This is a genomic window from Streptomyces sp. 7-21, assembly GCF_016741785.1.
Classification (GTDB): Bacteria; Actinomycetota; Actinomycetes; order Streptomycetales; family Streptomycetaceae; genus Streptomyces.
The window spans coordinates 165,946-185,981 of sequence record NZ_JAERRL010000001.1; the positions used below are offsets into that span (position 1 = coordinate 165,946).

General features: G+C 75.8%; 20 protein-coding genes. 12 read left to right on the plus strand and 8 right to left on the minus strand.

Annotated features, from left to right (window positions below):
* Positions 1–57: 57 nt before the first annotated feature.
* From JK356_RS00755 to JK356_RS00765, 3 genes are all read left to right on the plus strand, one after another.
* Positions 58–996, plus strand: coding sequence for a 1-aminocyclopropane-1-carboxylate deaminase/D-cysteine desulfhydrase (locus tag JK356_RS00755; RefSeq protein WP_201865474.1), 939 nt, complete (start codon positions 58–60; stop codon positions 994–996).
* A gap of 92 nt (positions 997–1,088) precedes the next feature.
* Complete coding sequence (locus JK356_RS00760) at positions 1,089–2,312, plus strand: AAA family ATPase (protein ID WP_201865475.1); 1,224 nt, start codon at positions 1,089–1,091, stop codon at positions 2,310–2,312.
* Complete coding sequence (locus tag JK356_RS00765; protein ID WP_307815343.1) at positions 2,309–3,757, plus strand: VWA domain-containing protein; 1,449 nt, start codon at positions 2,309–2,311, stop codon at positions 3,755–3,757. The genes JK356_RS00760 and JK356_RS00765 overlap by 4 nt, the downstream gene beginning before the upstream one ends.
* Positions 3,758–3,764: 7 nt before the next feature.
* Here JK356_RS00765 and JK356_RS00770 read toward each other — a convergent pair whose 3' ends face one another.
* Genes JK356_RS00770 through JK356_RS00785 form a run of 4 tightly spaced genes read right to left on the minus strand, consistent with a single transcriptional unit; the run spans position 3,765 to position 6,825 of the window.
* Positions 3,765–4,184, minus strand: coding sequence for a hypothetical protein (locus tag JK356_RS00770; RefSeq protein ID WP_201865476.1), 420 nt, complete (start codon positions 4,182–4,184; stop codon positions 3,765–3,767).
* 49 nt (positions 4,185–4,233) lie between these two features.
* Positions 4,234–4,572, minus strand: coding sequence for a hypothetical protein (locus tag JK356_RS00775; protein ID WP_201865477.1), 339 nt, complete (start codon positions 4,570–4,572; stop codon positions 4,234–4,236).
* Between the two features lie 42 nt (positions 4,573–4,614).
* Positions 4,615–5,943: a cytochrome P450 gene (locus tag JK356_RS00780; RefSeq protein WP_201865478.1), complete on the minus strand. Its 1,329-nt coding sequence runs from the start codon at positions 5,941–5,943 to the stop codon at positions 4,615–4,617.
* Positions 5,944–6,000: 57 nt separating this feature from the next.
* The gene (locus JK356_RS00785; RefSeq protein ID WP_201865479.1) at positions 6,001–6,825 is read right to left on the minus strand and encodes a SigB/SigF/SigG family RNA polymerase sigma factor; all 825 of its coding nucleotides are present in this window, start codon (positions 6,823–6,825) and stop codon (positions 6,001–6,003) included.
* A gap of 213 nt (positions 6,826–7,038) precedes the next feature.
* Here JK356_RS00785 and JK356_RS00790 point away from each other — a divergent pair, with 213 nt between their 5' ends.
* The 6 genes from JK356_RS00790 (at position 7,039) to JK356_RS00815 (ending at position 13,458) form a co-directional block, all read left to right on the plus strand.
* Entirely contained in the window at positions 7,039–7,425 is a 387-nt protein-coding gene (locus tag JK356_RS00790; RefSeq protein ID WP_201865480.1) for a DUF2267 domain-containing protein, read from the plus strand.
* 116 nt (positions 7,426–7,541) lie between these two features.
* Positions 7,542–8,615: an NAD-dependent epimerase/dehydratase family protein gene (locus tag JK356_RS00795; protein WP_307815344.1), complete on the plus strand. Its 1,074-nt coding sequence runs from the start codon at positions 7,542–7,544 to the stop codon at positions 8,613–8,615.
* On the plus strand, positions 8,612–10,255 hold the full coding sequence (locus tag JK356_RS00800) for an NAD(P)/FAD-dependent oxidoreductase (protein ID WP_201865482.1): 1,644 nt from the start codon (positions 8,612–8,614) through the stop codon (positions 10,253–10,255). Before JK356_RS00795 ends, JK356_RS00800 begins: the two co-directional genes overlap by 4 nt.
* Entirely contained in the window at positions 10,255–10,698 is a 444-nt protein-coding gene (locus tag JK356_RS00805; RefSeq protein ID WP_201865483.1) for an SRPBCC family protein, read from the plus strand. The genes JK356_RS00800 and JK356_RS00805 overlap by 1 nt, the downstream gene beginning before the upstream one ends.
* Positions 10,699–10,824: 126 nt before the next feature.
* Positions 10,825–12,501 carry a cytochrome c oxidase subunit I gene (gene ctaD / locus JK356_RS00810; RefSeq protein ID WP_236670575.1) on the plus strand — a complete coding sequence of 559 codons (1,677 nt, stop codon included), beginning with the start codon at positions 10,825–10,827 and terminating at the stop codon, positions 12,499–12,501.
* A 171-nt stretch (positions 12,502–12,672) separates the two neighbouring features.
* Positions 12,673–13,458 (plus strand): aldo/keto reductase, encoded by a 786-nt coding sequence (locus tag JK356_RS00815; protein ID WP_201865485.1) that lies wholly within the window; start codon positions 12,673–12,675, stop codon positions 13,456–13,458.
* A 19-nt stretch (positions 13,459–13,477) separates the two neighbouring features.
* Here JK356_RS00815 and ligD read toward each other — a convergent pair whose 3' ends face one another.
* A complete protein-coding gene (gene ligD / locus JK356_RS00820) occupies positions 13,478–14,503 on the minus strand; it encodes a non-homologous end-joining DNA ligase (protein ID WP_201865486.1) in 1,026 nt (341 codons plus the stop codon).
* Positions 14,504–14,715: 212 nt separating this feature from the next.
* Here ligD and JK356_RS00825 point away from each other — a divergent pair, with 212 nt between their 5' ends.
* On the plus strand, positions 14,716–15,516 hold the full coding sequence (locus tag JK356_RS00825; RefSeq protein ID WP_201865487.1) for a VOC family protein: 801 nt from the start codon (positions 14,716–14,718) through the stop codon (positions 15,514–15,516).
* Positions 15,517–15,773: 257 nt separating this feature from the next.
* Here the strand turns inward: JK356_RS00825 and JK356_RS00830 are convergent, their stop codons facing one another.
* Positions 15,774–16,037: a GlsB/YeaQ/YmgE family stress response membrane protein gene (locus JK356_RS00830; RefSeq protein ID WP_201865488.1), complete on the minus strand. Its 264-nt coding sequence runs from the start codon at positions 16,035–16,037 to the stop codon at positions 15,774–15,776.
* Between the two features lie 108 nt (positions 16,038–16,145).
* Here JK356_RS00830 and JK356_RS00835 point away from each other — a divergent pair, with 108 nt between their 5' ends.
* Together JK356_RS00835 and JK356_RS00840 are read left to right on the plus strand one after the other, a co-directional pair.
* Positions 16,146–16,976, plus strand: a complete 831-nt coding sequence (locus tag JK356_RS00835; protein ID WP_201865489.1) for an Fpg/Nei family DNA glycosylase — start codon at positions 16,146–16,148, stop codon at positions 16,974–16,976.
* A gap of 210 nt (positions 16,977–17,186) precedes the next feature.
* Positions 17,187–18,515: a ThuA domain-containing protein gene (locus JK356_RS00840; protein WP_201865490.1), complete on the plus strand. Its 1,329-nt coding sequence runs from the start codon at positions 17,187–17,189 to the stop codon at positions 18,513–18,515.
* 81 nt (positions 18,516–18,596) lie between these two features.
* Here JK356_RS00840 and JK356_RS00845 read toward each other — a convergent pair whose 3' ends face one another.
* Together JK356_RS00845 and JK356_RS00850 are read right to left on the minus strand one after the other, a co-directional pair.
* Positions 18,597–19,364 (minus strand): SDR family NAD(P)-dependent oxidoreductase, encoded by a 768-nt coding sequence (locus tag JK356_RS00845; RefSeq protein WP_236670534.1) that lies wholly within the window; start codon positions 19,362–19,364, stop codon positions 18,597–18,599.
* 78 nt (positions 19,365–19,442) lie between these two features.
* The gene (locus JK356_RS00850; RefSeq protein ID WP_201865491.1) at positions 19,443–19,976 is read right to left on the minus strand and encodes a TerD family protein; all 534 of its coding nucleotides are present in this window, start codon (positions 19,974–19,976) and stop codon (positions 19,443–19,445) included.
* Between the last annotated feature and the right edge of the window lie 60 nt (positions 19,977–20,036).

Consider the following 20,036-nt stretch of genomic DNA (forward strand, 5'->3'; position numbering starts at 1 on the left):
AATCCCAGCGCCGGTTCCGCCGGGCGCGGCACCGCCGCCGTTCGTACACTTGTGCCGATGCTGCTGCCCGCCGACCTGCCCACGCCGCTGACACCCGTGGCGGACCCGGTGCTGGCGCGGGCCGGGGTGGAGGTGCGGCTGAAGCGGGACGACCTGCTCGGCCCGGACGTTCCCGGCAACAAGTGGCGCAAGCTCACGCCGAACCTGCGCGCCGCCCTCGATCAGGGCCACACCCGTCTGCTCACCTTCGGCGGCGCCTACTCCCACCACGTCCACGCGGTCGCTGCCGCGGCGGCGGCGCTGGGGCTGGAGAGCACCGGCGTCATCCGCGGTGACGAACTGGCCGGTGCGCCCCGCAACTGGCTGCTGGCGGCGGCCGAACGCAACGGCATGCGGCTGGAGTTCGTCGACCGGCGCACCTACCGGGCGCTGCGGGACGGGCTGGGCACGGCCGCCGTGCGGCGGGACATCGAACGCCGCTGGGGCCGCGCGTACGTGCTGCCCGAGGGCGGCAGCAACGCGCTGGCCGCGCGCGGCACCGCCGGGATCGCCGCCGAACTGCCCGGCCTGGGGCCGCGCGATCTCGTCTGCTGCCCCGTCGGCACCGGCGGCACGCTGGCGGGCATCGCCGCCGCCCTGCCGCCCGGCGCGCGAGCCTGGGGTGTCGCCGTCCTCAAGGGCGCCGAGGGCTACCTGGAGCGCGAGGTGGAGCGGCTGCACCGCGAGGGCTGGGGGCGGACGTTCGCCAACTGGCACATCAGCCACACCCACCACGGCGGCGGCTACGGCAGACTGCCCGCCGCGCTCACCGAGTTCGCCGACGCCTTCGAGGCGCGCCACGGCGTGCCGCTGGAGCGCCGCTACGTCGCCAAGGCCCTCAAGTGCGTGTACGACACGGCCCCTTCGCTGCCGCCCGGCACCCGCGTCACCGTCGTCGTCACCGGTCCGCCCACCACCGCGCTGCGCGCCGGGACCGTGCCCGTACCCTCCCGGTGAGCCCGCCGCCCCGCACCGGCGTAGCGTCGGGGCGAGGGGCGGAACCGGCACCCGGCCGCCCGAGGCGCGGCGAAGGGGGCGAAGGAGCCGACATGGAGACGGGCAGCACAGCGCCGAACGCGTGGGACGCGCGGGAGACCGCCGCGAGGCTGCGGGCGGTCTGCGCGGAGCTGTCGGACCGGTTCTACGAACGGGACGACGTGGTGCGGACGCTGGTGACCACGCTGCTGGCCGGGCAGCACTCGCTGCTGCTCGGGCCGCCGGGCACGGCCAAGTCCGAGCTGGCCCGGGAGCTGACCGGCCGGATCGACGGGGCCTCGTACTGGGAGATCCTGCTGTCGAAGTTCACCGCGCCGACCCGGATGTTCGGGCCCATCGACGTCGCCGCCCTCGCCCGCGGCGAGTACCGGCAGGTGTACGACGGCCGCGCCACGACCGCGCACGTCGCGTTCATCGACGAGATCTTCAAGTGCTCCACGGCCGCGCTCAACGAGACGCTGGGCTTCCTCAACGAGCGGATCTACCACCCCGAGAACGGCGGCGAGCCGATCCGCTGCCCCCTGATCAGCGCCATCACCGCCAGCAACGAGCTGCCCGGCGACGACGACGCGGCCGCCATCTACGACCGGCTGCTGGTACGGGTCGAGGTCGGCTACCTGGCCGACCCCGCCAACTTCGCCGCACTGCTGCGCTCCGCCGTCCGGCGCCCCGCCGAGCCCGCCGCCCGCACCACCGTCGAACTCGCCGCGCTGCGCTGGGCGGTGACCGAGGCGGTGCCTGCCGTGGCGGTTCCCGACCCGGTCGTCGACGCGCTGTGCACGCTGCGCGCCGCGCTGCGCCGCAGGGAACTCGTCGCCTCCGACCGCCGCTGGCGGCAGGCGGTCGGGCTGCTCCAGGCGTCCGCCTTCCTCGGCGGCCGCGCCCACGTCGCCGAGCAGGACCTGCCGGTGCTCACCCACGTGCTGTGGCACTCGCCCGCCGAACGCCCCGCCGTCGAACGCGAGGTGCTGCACCTGGTCAACCCCAGCGCCCGGGAGGCGCTGGAGGTGTCCGACGAACTCGACGAGCTGGAGGCGCAGCTCGACGCCATGGCCGGGCAGTCCCGCGAGGCGCTGAGCGAGTGGGTCATCAAGGTCGCCCACAGCCGGCTGGCCCGGGCGGGCACCCGGCTGGAGCGGCTGCGCGAGACGGCGGCGCGCGCCGGCCGCTCCACCACCGCCATCGACCGCGTCGCCGGCCGTCAGCGCGCCGTCCGCGCCCGCGTCCTCACCGAGGCGCTCGGCGTGGACGCCAGCGCGGTGCGGGCCCAGCCGTGACGGGCGGCCAGCCCGGCACCGGCCCCGGGCGCCACACCCGGGCCGTGCCCGCCGACCCGGCCGACCGCATGGCCTGGCGCGACACCCTCGGCCAGTCCGCCGGACTGCGGGAGCTGGCCGCGGAGCTGACGGCGCGTCACCCGCACGCCGCGGACCTGCTCGCCGATGTCTTCCTGGCGGCGTACCAGGTGCGGCCCCGGCTGCGCGACCGCGCCGGGATGGACGCCTCCCGGCTGGCCAACCACCGCGTCGTCACCGCGCTGGTGGCGTCCCGGGAGTTCGCGGACCTGCGCCGCGAGACCGCCGGTGACCCGTACGCCGCCGCCATGGCCGTGCTGGCCCAGGCCAGTGCGCTGCGCCGGATGCTGGAGCACGCCCGCGACGCCGCCGACCCGGCCGGGCGGGCGGCCCGGGCCCGGCGGCCGGACGGGGCGGCGGCGGGGCACGCGGCCGCGGCAGCCGCCGGGGCCGCTGCGCGCCAGGCGGCGTCCGCCCTGCGCGCCGCCGCCCGGACCGGAGCGGCGGCCGCCGCCGAGGCGCTGCGGCAGGAAGCCGCGCTGACCCGGGCGTGGGGCGTTGGCCCCGGCGAGCTGGCGCGGCTGCCGTTCGCCGAACGCGCCCGGCTGGCCGAGCGGCTGCGCACCTCCCGGCTGGCGGCCTGGGCCGATCTCATCGGCCGCTTCCGGCAGATGGCCAGCGGCGAGCGCGCCCGCCGGACCGAGCACGCCACCGGCGAACTCGTCGGCGTCACCCTGGGCGACGACCTGACCCGCCTCGTCCCCTCCGAACTGGTCCACCTTGGCCTGCCGCAGCTGCGCGCGGTGTTCGCCGCCCGCTACGCCGCCGGGGAGCTGATGCGCTACGACAGCCAGGGCGAGCAGGCCACCGGCCGCGGCGCCGTCATCGCGTGCGTGGACACCTCGCACTCCATGCTCGTCTCCGGGCCCGGCGGCGTCACCCGGGAGGCGTGGGCCAAGGCGTGCGCGCTGGCGCTGCTCGACCAGGCCCGGCGCGCCGGGCGGGACTTCGTCGGAATCCTGTTCTCCTCCGCTGACCGGCTCCGCGTCTGCCGCTTCCCGGCCGGGCAGCCCGCCGCCACCGCCGACGTGCTCGCCTTCGCCGAGACGTTCCTCGGCGGCGGCACCAGCTACCAGGCGCCGCTGACGGCCGCGAGCCGGCTGCTGGCCGAGGAGTTCGACGGCGCCGCCCGCGCCCGCGGCGACATCGTGCTGCTCACCGACGACGAGTGCGACGTGACCCAGGAGTGGACGCGCGGCTGGCAGCGGGCCAAGCGGCGGCTCGGATTCCGGCTGTTCGGCGTCGCCGTCGGCGCCCCGCGCGCCGCCGCGGCCGGATCGGTGCTGGACGCGCTGTGCGACAACCTCCGGTCCGTGACGGACCTGACGGACCCGCGCGCCGCCGCCGACCTGTTCCGGGTGATCTGACCGGTGCTCACGGCACCGGCTCGTCGAAGGAGGCGAGGAGTTCGGCCAGCAGCCGCGCCTGCGGGGTGCGCAGCCGGATCTCGCGCGTGCCCGGCCGGTCCGGGCGGAACAGCCCGGCGTCGTAGCAGAACACCACCCGGTCCGGGCGGTCGGCTGTCACGGTCACCAGGCGGCGCAGGCTGTGGCCGTGCGCCACGTCCAGGTGGCGGGCCACCCGGCCGGTCCACACCACCAGCCGCTCGCCCGTCACCGCGACGCCGCCCGCGAACGCGCGGGTGCTGACCGCGCCCGGCAGGCGGCACCGGTAGACGCCGAACAGCTCCTCTTCCAGGAGGATCAGCCCTTCGCGGGCGAGCAGGGCGCGCAGGTCGTCGGGGAAGCGGCCCCCGCCGTGCAGCCGCAGCGCCACCCGGCGTAAGCGCGACATGCGGCACAGCGTACGGCCCCCGGGCCGGGGCGCGCACGGGGTGCGCCAGTCAGCGGTTCCCCTTGGGCTTCCCGGACTGGTGCGGGGTGCCGTGCGGCGGCGGCGAGTGCGGCGGCGCGGCCGTCGCCGGGGACACCGGGGAGCCGTGCCGCCCGCCGGCCGGTGCCGTCTCCGCGGCGCCGCCAAAGGACTGCTCGGCGCCGGCGGCGAGGGCGTCCTCGCGTGCCGTGAGCATCATCAGCACCTGCGGGCGGGCCGCGTGCGCGCGCTCGTACTCGCGCACGCGCCGCAGGTCCTCGCGGCCCAGCGACCGGATGCGGTGGCCGAGGTCGCCGGTCCTGAGCTGGTCGTAGTCCGCGATCGGAAGGTCCTCACCATGGTGCGTCATGACCGCCGGGTACCCGCCCGCGCCGGGGTGTCCCCCGCCGGGTCATCCGGGCGCGACGGTGAAGCGCAGCGCGAAGTGGTCCAGCGTCACGGGCACGGGCGCCTGCGGCGTCAGCGGCACCGGGGGGCGCAGCAGGAACGTGTGGCCCGCCAGCAGCGCCGCCAGCCACGCGGCCGCCGCCAGCAGCACCGTGTGCGCTCCCGGGCAGTGGCCGGTGCCGCCGCCGAACGGCACGAACGCCGGGCTGGCCGCGGCCCGCCCGTCCAGCCACATCTCCGGCACGAAGGCATCGGCGGCCGGGCCCGCGGGCCCGTCACGGTGGAAGTAGGGGATGGAGGCGGCGAACACCGTCCCGGCCGGGATCAGCGCGCCCCGCCAGGCCGTGGCGCGGGTGCTCACCCGCAGCAGCAGCGGCGCCGGCGGCCACAGCCGCACCGACTCGCGCACGCAGGCCCGCAGGAACGGCGGCTCGCCGGTGCCCTCCAGGCCGCCGGCCAGCGCCAGCTCCCCCCGCACCCGCGCCGCGTGCTGCGGGCTGGCCGCCAGCAGCGCCAGCGCCCGCAGCGTGACGGGCCCGCCGGTGCCGAACGCGGACAGCCACTGCGGCACGAGATCCACCGGGTCGGTCCCGGCCTGCCGCGCGGCCCCGGCCAGCGAGTCCGGCGGCGCCTGCGCGGCCCGCTGCCGCACCCGGTCCAGGAACTCCGTGCGCGCGCGCCGCGGCGCCGGGCGCGGCACGGTCCAGCCGCCGGCGTTCCGCAGCAGGGCCAGCCGGTCCGTCAGCGCCCGGTCCCCGGCCGCCGCGTCGCCGAGCACGACGCGCCGCGCCGCGCGCCACCAGCCCTCGGCGAAGCCGTCCCACGTCAGGGCGCCGGCCGCGGCCGCCTGCCGCAGCGTCGCGCCGGCCTCCTCATGCACCCGCCGCGCCACGGCCAGCGCCACCTGGCGGGGCGGCGGCTCCGGATCGGGCGCCGCCGCGGTGACGCGGCGGCCTGGCGCGGGTGCCGGGGCGAGCGCCCGGAACCGGGCCCGCGCCCGCCGCTGCTCCGCGACGGCGGGCGCGAACGGCTCCGGCGTCTCGCGCCGCACCCGCGCCAGGTCGCCGGGGTCGAGCAGCAGCGCCATGGGCCTGCCGCCCGCGCGCAGCCGCAGCGGCCCGGGGCCGTACCGGTCGCGCAGGCCGCGCACCGTGTCGATGGCCGGCCGGTCCGCCTGCCGCCGCTCCGCCCGCGCCATCGCGCCGCGCCGCCGCTGGGCCAGGCCCCCGGCCAGCGCCGGGAGCAGCACGTGCGTGGCGACGAGCGCCTCGTCGGCGGCCGAGGCGCGCGGCAGGCCGGCCCGGGGACCGGCCCCGGCGGGCTGGGTGGGCATGCGGGCTCCTTCGGGTCGTCGTCGCGACGGGGCGGTGCCAGGGGCCCGCGGGCCGCGTCAGCCGGACGCGCGCTCGCCGGCGTCGCCGGCCGTGCCGTCCACCGCCTCCCGCACCCGCGCGCAGGCGCGGGCCAGCAGCCGGGAGACGTGCATCTGCGAGATGCCCAGGTGCGCGGCGATGCGGCTCTGGGTCATGCCGCGGAAGAAACGCAGGTAGAGGATCTGCCGCTCCCGCTCGGGCAGGTCGCGCAGCGGGTCGCGGACGGACTCGCGGTCCACGACCTGGTCGTAGGCCGGCTCGTTGCCGCCGAGCGCGTCCTTCAGGCAGTAGTCGCCGTCGGTGCCGGGCAGGCCGGCCTCCAGCGACAGCGGGCTGAAGCACTCCATGGCGGCGAGGCCGGTGCGGACCTCGTCCTCGCTCAGGCCGCTGTGGCGGGCGAGCTGGCCGATGTCGGGCGGCCGTTCGTCGACGCGGCAGTCGAGCTGGCGGACGCTGGCGCGCACCCGGTTGCGCAGCTCCTGGGTGTGGCGGGGCACGTGGACGCCCCAGACGTGGTCGCGGAAGTGCCGCTTGACCTCGCCGGTGATCGTCGGCACCGCGTAGCTCTCGAAGGCCCGGCCGCGGTGCGGGTCGAACCGGTGGACCGCCTTGACCAGTCCCAGCGCGGCCACCTGCTCCAGGTCCTCCAGCGACTCGCCGCGGTCACGGAAGGTGCGGGCGAGCCGCCCGGCCATCGGCATCCACGCGCGGACCACGTCCTCGTAGAGCCGGTCCCGCTCGCGGCAGGGCGGCAGCTGCGCGATGCGCGCGAACTGGCGGCTGGTGTCGGGTGCGTCGTGATGGGGGTGACGCCTGGGGCGCCGATGTGTGGGTGTGTTCATCGTGCTCTCCCTGGGTCGGTTCCCAGTCTGCGCGCCGCTGCGGGTCCCTACATCTCGAACATACACGCGCAAATCGGGCAGGGGAAACGGGTGGGCGAACCGGTTCACCTCAGGCGTTTCCGCTCCGGAACGGCCGGATACCCGCTCCTGGCACGCGGCGAGCAACGAGCGCACTGAGTGAGCACCAAGTGAGCACTAAGGAGGGACGACGACGTGTCCTACGGAGAATTCCTCGCGACCGTGCGCGAGCGCGGTGAGTATCCCGGTGACGAGGCGGAACGGATCGTGGGAGCGGTGCTGGAGACGCTCGGCGAGCGGCTGCCCCCGAGGTCGGCGCAGCACCTGGCGGACCAGCTGCCGACGCCGCTGGACGAGGTGGTCGAGAACGCCGAGGACGGCTCCGGCCGCAGCTGGGGCGTGGAAGAGTTCCTGCGCCACGTCGCCGAGCGGGCGGAGGAGGACGAGGAGACGGCGGAGACCGACACCCGCGTCGTGTTCTCCGTGCTCTCCGACCAGGTGACGGGCGGCGAGATGAACAAGGTGCTCAGCCAGCTGCCCACCGGGTACGCGGAGCTGTTCGGCTACTCGGAACTGACCTGATGCCCCCGCCCCGCCCGGCCGCTCCGCGGAGCGGCCGGGCCGGCGTGTGCCCCGGGCCGGGCCGCCGGCGCGCCCGCCGGGGTTTCCGCCGCCCGCTCGCGGCAACCCGGTCGGGCGTGAGCGGTCACCCCACGCCACCGCGCGTCGTCGTGGTCGGCGCCACCGGCACCATCGGCACCGCCCTGCTGCGGCGGCTGTCCGGCGGCCCGTACGCCGGGGCGGTCACCGGCCTGTCCCGCCGCCCGCCCGGTGCCACCCCGCCCGGCACCCGCTGGCGGCACGCGGACATCACCGCGGCCACGGCGGACGAGCTGGCCGCGCTGTTCGACGGCGCGGAGGCCGTCGTGCACCTCGCATGCCTGTTCCAGCCCTCCCACCGGCCCCGCGTCACCTGGCGCACCAACTGCGTCGGCGCCGCGCGCGTCTTCGACGCGGTGGCCGCCGCCGGGGTGCCGGTGCTGGTGCACGCCTCGTCTCTCGTGGCCTACTCGCCGGCGCCGAAGGACCAGGCGATCGACGAGTCGTGGCCCACGCACGCCTGGCCCACCGCCGCCTACCCGCGCGAGAAGGCGTACGCGGAGCGCCTGCTCGACGCCTTCGAAGCGCGCAACCCCGGCGTGCGTACCGTGCGGATGCGCCCCAGTGTCGTCGTCAGCGACGAGTCGCCCGCCCACCAGCGGCGGATGTTCGCCGGACCGCTGCTGCCGCGGGTGCGCCCGCCCCGCCCGCTGCGGCTGGTGCCGAAGCTGCCGGGGCTGCGCTTCCAGGTCACCCACGCCGAGGACATCGCCGAGGCGTTCGCCCTCGCCCTGACCAGGCCGGTCTCCGGGCCGTTCAACCTGGCGGCGGGCCCGGTCGCCGACCCGGAGATGCTGGCGCGCGCCACCGGCGGCAGGGCCGTGCCGCTGCCGTACCGGCCGGTGCGGGCCGCCGTCTCCGCCGCCTGGCGGCTGCGGCTGGTGCCCACCTCGCCGTACATGCTCGACGCGGTGACGACGTTCCCCGTCATGGACACCGGCCGGGCCGAGCGCGAACTCGGCTGGCGGCCGCGGCGCCCGGCCGACGAGACGGTCGCCGCGTTCGCCCGGGGCCTGGCGCGCGGCGCAGGCGGCGACACCCCGCCGCTGCGGGGCCGCCGCCCCGGCGGGCGGGCCGGCGAGATCGCTGCGGGACCGGGGGAGCGGGAATGACGGCGGCGGGACCGGCGGCACCGGTGGCGGGCACGGGCGGCGGCGGGACGCGCGACGCCGACGCCATCGTCATCGGCGCGGGCCCCAACGGCCTGGTCGCGGCGAACGTCCTCGCCGACGCGGGCTGGCGCGTGCTCGTGCTGGAGGCCGAGGCCGAGCCGGGCGGCGCCGTGCGCAGCGACGAGGGCGTCGAGCCCGGCTTCGTCAGTGACCTGTTCAGCTCCTTCTACCCGCTCGCCGCCGCCTCCCCGGCGCTGCGCGCGCTCCAGCTGGAGCGGCACGGCCTGCGGTGGTCCCACGCGCCGTCCGTGCTGGCGCACCCGAGGGACGGCGGGCGGGCCGCCGTGCTGCACCGGGAGCCGGAGCGCACCGCCGAGGCCCTGGAGCGGTCCGCGCCCGGCGACGGCGAGGCCTACCTGCGGCTGCTGGGGCTGTGGGACCAGGTCTCCGGGCCGCTGCTCGACGCGCTGCTCGGGCCGTTCCCGCCGGTGCGGGCCGGGGCGCGGCTGGCGCGGGCGGTGCACGGCGCGGGCGGGACGCGGCTGCTGCGGCTGCTCACGCTGCCCGCGCGGCGGCTGGGCCAGGAGTGGTTCCGCGGCCCGGGGGCGCCGCTGCTGCTGACCGGCTGCGGCCTGCACGCCGACTTTCTGCCGGAGTCGCCGGGCAGCGGCGCGTTCGGCTGGCTGCTGGTGATGCTCGGGCAGCGCCTGGGCTGGCCGGTGCCGGAAGGCGGCGCGAGCGCGCTGACCGGGGCGCTGGTGCGGCGCCTGGCGGCGCGCGGCGGCGTCGTGCGCTGCGGTGAACCCGTGGCCGGCGTCGTGGTGGCGCGCGGCCGGTGCGTGGGGGTGCGGACGGCGGGCGGCGAGACGCTGCGCGCCGGGCGCGCGGTGCTGGCGGACGTGCCCGCGCCCGCGCTGTACGGCGGGCTGGTGCCCGAGGAGGAGCTGCCCGCGAGGCTCCGGGCCGACATCCGGCGGTTCCAGTGGGACTTCGCGACGTTCAAGACGGACTGGGCGCTGGACGGCCCCATCCCGTGGGCGGCGCCGGAGGCGGCCGGGGCCGGGACCGTGCACGTCGCCGGCGGGCTCAGCCACCTCAGCCACGCCACGCTCGACGTCATCACCGGGGTGCTGCCCGAGCGGCCCTGCCTGGTGCTGGGCCAGATGACGACCGCCGACCCCAGCCGTTCGCCCGAGGGCACCGAGTCGGCGTGGGCGTACACCCACGTCCCGCAGCACCCGCGCGACGGCGCGGACTGGGGCCCGCGCCGCCGCGAGGAGCTGGCGGCGCGCGTCGAGGCAGCCGTCGAGCACTACGCGCCCGGCTTCCGCGCCGCGGTGCGTGCCCGGCGCGTGCTGGCCCCGCCCGACCTCCAGGCGCGCAACCGCAGCCTCGTCGGCGGCTCGCTCAACGGCGGCACGGCCGCCCCGCACCAGCAGCTGATCTTCCGCCCCGTCCCCGGCACCGGCCGGCCCGCCACCCCCATCCCCGGCCTGTTCCTGGCCTCCTCCTCCGCCCACCCGGGCGGCGGCGTGCACGGCGCCTGCGGGGCGAACGCCGCGCGGGCGGCGCTGCGGTCCGCCTGGCGGCCCGTCCGGCGCCGCCGTTCCCCCACCCGCACACCACAGGAGCACAGCTGATGGCGGTCAGACCCATCCTCATCCGGCGCCCGCCCCAGGACGTATGGCGCGTGCTGTGCGACGGGCGCACCTACGCCCGGTGGGTCGTCGGCACCACCGGCTCCCGCCCGCTGGACGACCGCTGGCCCGCCGAGGGCTCCGCGATCCGCTACACCGCCGGCGCCGGGCCGCTGCGCTTCAGCGGCCGCACCGTGGTGCGCCGCTGCGAGCCGGGCAAGCTGCTCGAACTGGAGGCGCAGTCGCGCCCGCTGGGCTCGGCCCGCATCGCCATCGACGTGCGGCCGTGGGGCGAGAACACGCTCGTCATCATCGACGAGCACCCGCTGACCGGCCCGGGCGGACGCATGCACAACCGCCTCTCCGAGGCGGTGCTCCAGCTGCGGCACCGCCGCATGCTGAAGAACTTCGCCCGGCTCGTCGAGGAAACGCCCACTGCGGAGTGAATTGCCCGCCTTCCGCCGTACCGCCGCTACAACGGGGCGGCGAAGACACCCCCCCAGCGACGGGATGACACGGCGATGGCGACAACCAACACCGACAGCGCGGAGCGGACCGAGCCGCCCGCCAGGATGATCCGGCCGCGGCGGCCCCGGGGCGAGGCCATCGTGGACTGGCTGACGACGACCGACCACAAGCGGATCGGCATCCTCTACATCACCAGCTCCTTCGGCTTCTTCCTCATCGGCGGCCTGCTGGCCATGGCGATGCGCATCGAGCTGGCCCGGCCCGGGCTCCAGCTGCTGACAGCCGAGCAGTACAACCAGGCGTTCACGCTGCACGGCACGATCATGATGCTGATGTTCGCGACCCCGCTGTTCGCCGGGTTCGCCAACGCCGTCATGCCGCTCCAGATCGGCGCGCCCGACGTGGCGTTCCCCCGTCTGAACGCGCTGTCGTACTGGCTGTTCGCCTTCGGCGGGCTGCTGGTCGTCGCCTCGCTGCTGACCCCGACCGGCGGCGCGAGCTTCGGCTGGTTCGCCTACGCGCCGCTCAACCGCGAGACGTTCTCGCCCGGCATCGGCCACGACATGTGGATCATGGGCCTGGCGCTGTCGGGCTTCGGCACCATCTTCGGCGCCGTCAACTTCGCCACGACCATCATCTGCATGCGCGCGCCCGGCATGACGATGTTCCGCATGCCGATCTTCACCTGGAACGTCCTGCTCACCAGCGTGCTGGTGCTGATGGCGTTCCCGGTGCTGGCGGCGGCGCTGTTCGGCCTCGCCGCGGACCGCACGTTCGGGTCCCACATCTTCGACGCGTCCAACGGCGGCTCGCTGCTGTGGCAGCACCTGTTCTGGTTCTTCGGCCACCCCGAGGTGTACATCATCGCGCTGCCGTTCTTCGGCGTCATCACCGAGATCATCCCGGTCTTCAGCCGCAAGCCGATCTTCGGCTACATCGGCCTGGTCGGCGCCACCATCGCCATCACCGGGCTGTCGGTGACGGTGTGGGCGCACCACATGTACGCCACCGGCGCGGTGCTGCTGCCGTTCTTCTCCATGCTGTCCTTCCTCATCGCGGTACCCACCGGCGTGAAGTTCTTCAACTGGATCGGCACGATGATGAAGGGCTCGCTGTCGTTCGAGACGCCGATGCTGTGGGCCGTCGGCTTCCTCGTCACCTTCCTCTTCGGCGGCCTGACCGGTGTGCTGCTGGCCTCCCCGCCGCTGGACTTCCACGTCACCGACAGCTACTTCGTCGTGGCCCACTTCCACTACGTCGTCTTCGGCACCGTGGTCTTCGCGATGTTCGCCGGATTCCACTTCTGGTGGCCGAAGTTCACCGGCACGATGCTCAGCGAACGGCTCGGCAAGATCCACTTCTGGACGCTCTTCGTCGGCTTCCACGGCACGTTCCTGGTCCACCACTGGCTGGGCGCCGAGGGCATGCCGCGCCGCTACGCCGACTACCTGGCCGCCGACGGCTTCACCGCCCTCAACACCGTCTCCTCCATCGGCGCCTTCCTGCTGGGCCTGTCCACCCTGCCGTTCCTGTACAACGTGTGGTGGACCGCCCGGCACGCCCCGAAGGTCACTGTGGACGACCCGTGGGGCTGGGGCCGCTCCCTGGAGTGGGCCACCTCCTGCCCGCCGCCCCGCCACAACTTCACCTCGCTGCCCCGCATCCGCTCCGAGTCGCCGGCCTTCGACCTGCACCACCCCGACGTCGTCCCCGGCGACCAGGCCCGCGAGACCGGCCGCCGCGACATCGGCGAGGGCGCGGCCGAGGCCCTGGGCGGGTGAGGGCCGGCATGGACCACGACGCCGCCCGCACCAGGCGGGTGCTGTGCGCCTGCCTGTGCGGGCTCACCGCCCTGACCAGCCTGACCGTCGCCTGGCTGTCCTATCTGGTGTGACTTCTGCCCAATCTGCCCGTGATCGGTCCGGGGTGACCGGGAAGGTAGGTTGCGGGTCATGAGCACTTCCGCCTTCCCCGACATCACCCTCAACAACGGCGTGCGGATGCCGCAGCTCGGCTTCGGCACCTACAAGGTCGGCGGCGAGGCCACCGCCGCCGCCCTGGCCGCCGGCTACCGCAGCATCGACACCGCCGAGATGTACGGCAACGAGGAGGAGATCGGCCGCGCTCTCGCCGAGTCCGGCATCCCGCGCGAGGAACTGTTCGTCACCTCCAAGGTGTGGAACGACCACCACGGCTACCAGGCCACGCTCGACGCCTTCGAGGGCAGCCGCCGCCGGCTCGGCCTGGACTACCTCGACCTGTACCTCATCCACTGGCCGCAGCCGCAGCTCGGCCTGCACGCCGAGACCTGGCGCGCCCTGGAGAAGCTGCTGGCCGACGGCGCCGTCCGCGCCATCGGCGTCTCCAACTTCACGCCCCAGGACCTCGACGAGCTGCTGCGCACCGCCGGGACCGTGCCAGCCGTCAACCAGATCGAGCTCAACCCCTACCGGCCGCGCGCCGCCGAGCGGGAGTACCACGCCCGGCACGGCATCGCCACCCAGGCGTGGGCGCCGCTGGCCCGCGCCGGTGACCTGCTCGCCGAGCCCGCCGTGCGGGAGGCCGCCGAGGCGCACGGCCGCACGCCCGCCCAGGTCGTGATCCGCTGGCACCTCCAGACCGGCACCATCGCCATCCCCCGCTCCTCCGACCCCGGCCGCATCGCCGCCAACGCCGACGTCATGGGTTTCCGCCTCAGCGACGAGGAGATGGCGCGGCTGACCGCCCTCGGCAACTAGCGGCAGGCGGGGGAGGCGTTCAGGCCGGCGGCGCCGCGTCCGGCAGCCTGACGTCGCCGGGCGCGACGTCGGGCCGCAGCCCCCGCCACACCGGGTGGCGCAGCCGCCGGTCGCGCGTCCAGGTCCGGAACGCCACCTCCCCGGTCAGCCGCGGCGCCACCCACCGCGCTCGCCGGGCCTGCGGCGCGGGCACGGCGTTGGCGAACGGGCTGCCGGGCCGGGCCAGCGGCGCCAGCTGCTCCGAGAGGCCAGCGAGCGCGCGGTCGCTGAAGCCGGTGCCGACGTGCCCGATGTACCGCAGCGCCCCGGCCGCGTCGTGCGCGCCCAGCAGCAGCGAGCCGATCGACGCGGCGCGGTGGCCCGAGCCCGGCTGCCAGCCGCCGATGACGACCTCCTGCGTGGCGAACAGCGCCTTCTTCACCCACAGCCGGGAGCGGCGCCCCGGCAGGTACGGGGAGTCCAGGCGCTTGGCCACCACGCCCTCCAGGCCGTGGCGCCGCGCCACGCCGAGCAGGTCGCCAGGGCCGATCTCCGCGCGCGGGTAGTGCGGCGGCACGGCCAGCGCCGGGAAGTCCGCGGGGGTGCGCGCCGCCAGCTCCGCCAGCCGCTCACGCCGCCGCCGGTATGTCTCGTCCAGCAGCGGCTGGCCGCCGAGCCGCAGCACGTCGAACGCGAAGTACGTCACCGGCACCCCGGCCAGCACGCCGGGGCCCGGGGAGCGCTGGTGGCGGCGCTGGAGCAGGCCGAAGTCCGGGCGGCCGTCGGCGTCGAGGGCGACGATCTCGCCGTCGAGCACCAGGTCGCCGCCGGCGGTCACCGCGCGGGGCAGCCGGGCCAGCTCGGGGTAGGTGGCGGTGAGGTCCTTGCCGCCCCGGCTGGTCAGCCGGGCCGTGCCGCTGGGCGCGGCGCACAGGCAGCAGCGGTAGCCGTCCCACTTGTACTCGTACGCCCAGCCCTCGGCGTCGGGCAGCGGGGCATCGGTGGCCAGCATCGGCGCCACCGCCTGGGGGACGTCCTCGCCGCCGTCGCCGGCCCGCCGTGCCATGCCGCCCGCCGTTCCTTTCCGCTCGCGGTCCGCTGGTTCACTCCGGCCAGTACACGCGCCGCCGGGCCGCCGGGCGGCGCGCCCGCCCGGCCCGGCGGCCCGGTGTGACCGGGATGGACCAGCGGGCGGGCGGCCGCCGCCGGCGGGTGTCACGCTGCCAGATGAGAGGGGCGCCCGGCGGGCGGGTGTCCCGCGGACCGGAAGGACCCAGCGTGATCACCACCGACTACGTCCCGGGCTCGCCGTCCTGGCTCGACCTGGGGACGCCGGACGTCGCGGCGGCCGCCGCGTTCTACGGAGGTGTCTTCGGCTGGGAGCTGCGCCCGATGGGGAAGAACCCCAGCGGCTACGGCGCGTTCCTGCTGGAGGGCAGAACCGCCGCGGCGGTGGGGCTGCTGACCGAGGAGGGCGCCGTCCCGGCCTGGACGGTCTACTTCACCACCACGGACGCCCAGGCCACGGCCCGCGCGGTGGTCAGCGCGGGCGGCTCGGTGCGGGTGCCGCCGACGAAGCTGGGCGAGGAGGCGACGTTCGCGCAGTTCAGCGACCCGGCGGGCGGCCAGTTCGCCGTGTTCCGGCCGGGACGGGGGCAGGGCGGCATCGAGGCGGTGGACGAGCCGGGTGCCCTGGTGTGGGTCGAGTACTGCACCCCGGACCCGGCCGCGGCGAGGGAGTTCTACGGCAGCGTCTTCGGCTGGCAGACCGACGAGATGACCGTGCCCGGCGGCGGGGGCTCATACACCATGCTGACCCCGGCCGGGGAGAGCCAGCAGCGCATGCACGGCGGCATCGCCGAGGCGCAGCCGGAGCACCTGACGCAGACCGGCGGGCGCCGGCCCTACTGGCACCCGGTGTTCGCCACGGCGGACTGCGACGCGACCGCGGCCAGCGTGAACGCCTTCGGCGGCACGGTGCGGATGGCCCCCAGCGACGCCGAGGGCGTGGGGCGCCTCGCCGTGTGCGCGGATGTGGCCGGGGCCGAGTTCGTGCTGCTGACGCCGGCACCGATGTGAGCACGCCGCCGGCAGCCGGGGACCCTCCCGTCCCCGGGGGAGCGCCACCCGGGAACGGGAGGGCAGCGTGGCGGCAGGGCGGCGGCCAGCAGCGCCCCAGGAGTCGCCGTCCGGCCGTCGCCGGCTGCGCCCGCAGAGCGACTATAGAAAGCTTAATTAGATTAGTGAAGTAACCTCACGGGCCCTTCTGCGGCGGCCTGTGCCGGCCCGTGCCGGGGAGAGCCGGCACGGCGCCGGGGGCCGGGCCTGCCGCCGCGTCAGGTGCGGACCTTGACCCGGTCCACCGCGGCGACGCCGACGATGGCCAGCACCAGCTGGAGGAGCAGCTCGATCCAGTCCACGCCGTCGGTGTCGGCCACGCCGAAGGCCGCCGCCAGGGCGGTGCCGATCAGTGCCGCCACGATGCCGACGACGACCGTCCAGATGATCCCGATGTGCTGGCGTCCCGGCAGGATCAGCCGGGCCAGCAGGCCGATGATCAGGCCGATCACGATCGCGCTGATGATCCCTGAAATCTCCACGTTCCTCACCTTTCGCGCGGTGTGGTTGCCCTGACGAGTGCCCCGCCGTGCCCGGCTCACTCACCGGCGGCCGGGCCACCCGCGCGAAGCGGCCGCATCATGGGAGGCATGCCCGAGGGAGACACCGTCCGGCAGGCCGCCGGCCGGCTGCACGCCGCACTGGCCGGACGCGTGCTCACCCGCTGCGACCTGCGGGTGCCGCGTCTGGCAACGGCCGACCTGCGCGGCCGCGCCGTCCTGGACGTCACCCCGCGCGGCAAGCACCTGCTGACCCGGATCGACGGCGGGCTCACCCTCCACTCCCACCTGCGCATGGAGGGCGCCTGGCGCGTCTACGCCCCCGGGGAGCGGTGGCGCGGCGGCCCCGGCCACCAGATCCGCGCCATCCTCGGCACCGCGGAGAACACCGCCGTCGGCTACCGGCTGCCCGTGCTGAACCTGGTGCGCACCGCCGAGGAACCGAGGCTGGTCGGCCACCTCGGACCCGACCTGCTCGGCCCCGACTGGGACCCCGCCGAGGCGCTGCGCCGCCTCACCGCCGACCCCGGCCGCGCCCTCGGCGCCGCCCTGCTCGACCAGCGGACGATGGCCGGGATCGGCAACGTGTACATGGCCGAGCTGTGCTTCCTCGCCCGGGTCACGCCCTGGACACCCGTCGGCGGCCTTGCCGGGCCCGGGGAGCTGGTCGCCACCGCCAAGCGGCTGCTGGAGGCCAACCGCGACCGTCCCGCGCGGACCACCACCGCCCCCGCCGAGCAGGCCCGCACCCGCCAGCGGCTGTACGTGTACGGGCGGGCGCGGCGCCCGTGCCTGGTGTGCGGCACACCGGTGCGGCTGGCCGAGGACAGCTTCGGCGCGCCCGGCCGGCCGCGCCCGGTCTACTGGTGCCCCCGCTGCCAGGACGGCCCGGTGCCCGCGGCGGCCCGGACCGGGAGCTGACCGCCCGCCCGACTTTGCCCGCCAGGCGTCCTAGATCTCACGGAAACTTTGCAAAGGGGGTTCCCTCGCCGGAGAAAGTGGTTACGGTCCTGCGTGGACATCCCACCCCGTCCACACCCAGGCCACCCGCCCGCGAGGGCCGGCCGGAAGGAGAGTGACCCCCGCATGCGGTCCCCCCATGACCGACGCCGTAACCAACGCCGCCACCGGATGCTCGCGGCCTGGGCCGCCTGCGGCCTGATCTGTGCCGCCGCCCTGCCCACCGCGTCCGCCGCGGACCGCCACCACCCCCACCACCCGGACACCGACTTCGACGTGCTGGTCTTCTCCAAGACCGCCGGCTTCCGCCACGACTCCATCGAGGAGGGCGTCGCCGCCCTCACCCAGCTCGGTGAGGAGAACGGCTTCACCGTCACCGCCACGGAGAACTCCGCCGCGTTCAACCGGCACAACCTCGCCCGCTACGAGGCCGTCGTCTTCCTGTCCACCACCGGGGACGTCCTCAACCCCGGCCAGCAGCGCGCGTTCGAGCACTACATCGCGCACGGCGGCGGCTACGTCGGCATCCACGCCGCCTCCGACACCGAGTACGACTGGCCCTGGTACGGCGGCCTGGTCGGCGCGTACTTCGACTCCCACCCCGAGATCCAGCAGGCCGACATCCTCGTCGAGGACCACGCCCACGACGCCACCGCGCACCTGCCGGACACCTGGACGCGCACCGACGAGTGGTACAACTACCGGGACAACCCCCGCACCGAGACCCACGTGCTGGCGTCCCTGGACGAGTCCAGCTACTCCGGCGGCACCATGGACGGCGACCACCCCATCTCCTGGTGCCACGAGTACGACGGCGGCCGGTCGTTCTACACCGGGCTCGGGCACACCGAAGAGTCCTTCCACGAACCCGAGTTCATGCGCCACGTACTGGGCGGCATCCGCTACGCCGCGGGCCAGGTGCAGGCCGACTGCCGCCCCGAGGAGGGGTACACGCCGCTGTTCGACGGCACCTCGACCGAGGGCTGGACCCAGGCCGGGCCCGGCTCGTTCGTCCTCGGCGAGGACGGCACCCTCACCAGCGAGGGCGGCATGGGCCTGCTGTGGTACGAGGCCGAGTCCTTCAGGTCCTACTCGCTGAAGCTGGACTGGCGCATGGAAGGCGACGACAACTCCGGTGTGTTCGTTGGCTTCCCGCCCTCTGACGACCCGTGGTCGGCCGTGGACAACGGCTACGAGATCCAGATCGACGCCACCGACGCCGACGACCGCACCACCGGCTCCGTCTACGGCTTCCAGTCCGCCGACCTCGAGGCCCGCGACGCCGCGCTCAACCCGCCCGGCCAGTGGAACACCTACGAGATCCGCGTCGAGGGCGAGCGCCTGCGCGTCTACCTCAACGGCACGCTCATCAACGACTTCACCAACACCGACCCGGCCCGCAGCCTGACCGACGGGCACATCGGCATCCAGAACCACAGCGACGACGACACCGTGTCGTTCCGCGACATCCGCATCAAGGAACTGCCCGCCCAGGGCTGACACCCCACCGCCGGCCCCGGCAGGGCCCCGGCCCCGCGCCCCGCGCGCGCCGGGGCCCTGCCCGCATCCGGCGGCACGCCGCTACGGCACGGGCAGCGGCACGCCCGTCAGCTCCGCGCAGGCCGCGAGCAGCTGGTCCTGCACCGTGGTGTCCGAGGCCGCCGGATGCGCCGCGACGGGCCGGCGGCGCGCGAAGAACCGCCCCGACACCCGCGCCGCCGGGTCGTCGCTGACGGCCAGCCACGCCGGGGTGTCCGCCCCCTCCGCGGCGTCCGCCGGCGCCCCCGGGCCGCCCATCCGCGTGCTGACCCAGCCCGGGTCCACGGCGTTGACCAGCGTGCCGCGCCACCGCCGGGCGACCGCGAACGCCAGCGCCACGCCGTACAGCGTGGAGTCGGCGTACGCCTGCGCGGCGCTCCACTCCCGCACCTCGTACTGGAGGTCGTCCAGCACCGGCTCGCCCGCCGCCTGGAGCCCGGACGACAGGTACACCAGCCGCGCGGGCCGGGGCATCAGCGCCGTCAGCAGATAGGGGGAGACCACGTTCACGTGGAAGAGGCGCTCGATGCCGTCCCCGGTGGCCTGCCGGTGCGGGCCGCCGCTGATCCCGGCGTTGTGCACCACCGCGTCGAAGGCGCCCGCCGACTCGCCCAGCGCCCGCGTCGACGCCAGCGACGCCAGGTCACCGACGAGCACCCCGTCCGCCCCCGGCACCGCGGCCTCCGCCTGCCGCGCCCGCTCCGCGTTCCGCGCGTGCAGCACCACCCGGTGCCCGGCCCGCACCAGGGCCGCCGCCGTGGCCCGCCCGATGCCGTCGGCCGACCCCGTGAGGAACACGCTCATCGCCATGGCGGCCTCACCTCCGGATCACCGCTGCCCGCCGCGCCCGCCACTGTAGGCGCGCGCAGCCGGGCAGGTGACCGGCGGTCAGGCCGTGTCCCGGCCGATCAGGGACGCGTAGACGCGCGGGTCGGCGTCCTCGTAGCCGCGCAGCCCGAACCGCAGCGACCAGTCGCCCGCCTCGACGCGCACGAACTCCCCGACCGTCGCCGCCGTGCAGCCGGCCACGGCGCTGAAGTCGTCCCGCGCCAGCTCGTCGTAGCCCTCCGCGAACCGGACCAGGGTGCCCGGAACGTCGCCGAACGTCTTGCGGCCCGCCCGCTGCTGGATGGTGACCCCGATGACCACGCGGCCGTACTCCGGTGCCAGGCGGTCGAGTTCGAAGACCATCACCTCGTCGTAGCCGAAGCCCTGGCCGGTGCGGCTGTCGCGGTTGAGCGTGATCGTGCCGTCGGGGGAACGGCTGTCGAAGTGCACCAGATAGGCGGGCTTGCCGGTGGGATCCGCCGCGCGGAACGTCGCGGCGATGAGATCCAGGTCGTGGTCGGGTTCACCCAGCGGGCTGGGATCCCACTTCAGCCCGACCTCGGCCTTGCTGATTCCTTTGCTGGGACCGCTCACGGTGGTTTCCCTCCGCCCCGCGCCGCTGACGATACGTCCATGGTGCCACGCAGCGCGCCG